Raw genomic sequence first — 1083 nt, 5'->3', positions numbered from 1 at the left:
CGTGTCTCCCGTTCCGGTTGGTGAGCCCTAATTATATGATATTTTGGGGAAAATTTCTTAAGTTGATGGCATTGGCCTCATCCCCGTCACCGCCGACTCCAACAAGGAGCAACGTGCCGCCTCCATCCTTCTGGCCGCGTTCCGGGGTGTGCATGAGTTCCAGAAGACCAAGCTCCCCAAGAAATACCTCAAGAACGTCGAGCTCTATCACTGGTCCTGGATGTACGCGCTCACCCAGGCGACCCTGCTACTGGAACAGCGCGACCTCTGCCTGATCATGAGCCGCAAGCTGGGCCAGAACGTCGGCCTCAAGCTCTCACGCGCACACCGCACCGACCCGCAGGCACGGCTCAAGGACGACTGCGAGATTCTGGTGAACGAACAGGTCCTTCGCTGCGTTCTGGACGTGCCCCACGCCGCCACGGACATCGAGGTGGTCGCCAACCTCACCAAGCGAACCATCTCCTGCTCCATGAAGCTTGGCGCGCCCAAGGACAAGAAACGCACATCGGCCCGGGTCAACTGGCTGACACGACAGCTCACCAAGGCCGAAACCAACGACATGTTCGTGAAAGCCTTCCGCACCGGCAACGCCGAGGAAACCCAGGTGCCACTGGAAACACTGATGAACGACGCCAACGCCCTGGATTCCGACACCACCAACGTCGTGCCCTCGAAGTTTGAAGCCTTCTACATGGTCGACCTGGCCGGACGCTTCGCGGGGAACAAGGTGTTCATTGATGAACTGGAAGCAGCGGTGCCGCGATTCTATGAGCAGGTAGGGCAGAGGCTCCGGGCCTGGGTGGCGCCGCCGCCTAAGATTAATCGGCGGGATCCGGTTGAGAAAGGTGAGGAAGATGAATCCGGGGAAGCTGGGGATATGGCTGCGGAGTAGGGAATGTGTGAGATGAAGTGTATAGGAAGATTTAGACGGTAAGGGAAACGTGGCGGGTCGAATAGACCCGCACTAGAACATGATTCACGCTTGGTTTTTCAGAATCTGCTCGGAGTTATGGTGATTTCTGGTGTATGGAAGCAGGCTGAAGAGGTGGCATATCCTGTTGGTTGATCTCCGCCAAGATC

1 protein-coding gene is annotated in these 1083 nt (G+C 57.3%); it reads left to right on the top strand.

Annotated features, from left to right (window positions below; all coding sequences use genetic code 11):
• Positions 1–148: 148 nt before the first annotated feature.
• The gene (locus AC1RQI_RS16890; protein ID WP_481905777.1) at positions 149–895 is read left to right on the top strand and encodes a hypothetical protein; all 747 of its coding nucleotides are present in this window, start codon (positions 149–151) and stop codon (positions 893–895) included.
• Positions 896–1083 lie beyond the last annotated feature (188 nt).

It is taken from the genome of Salicola sp. AFF1 (assembly GCF_056783195.1).
Note: the sequence above shows the minus strand (reverse complement) of the source record. Positions and strands in the feature narration are given on the sequence as shown.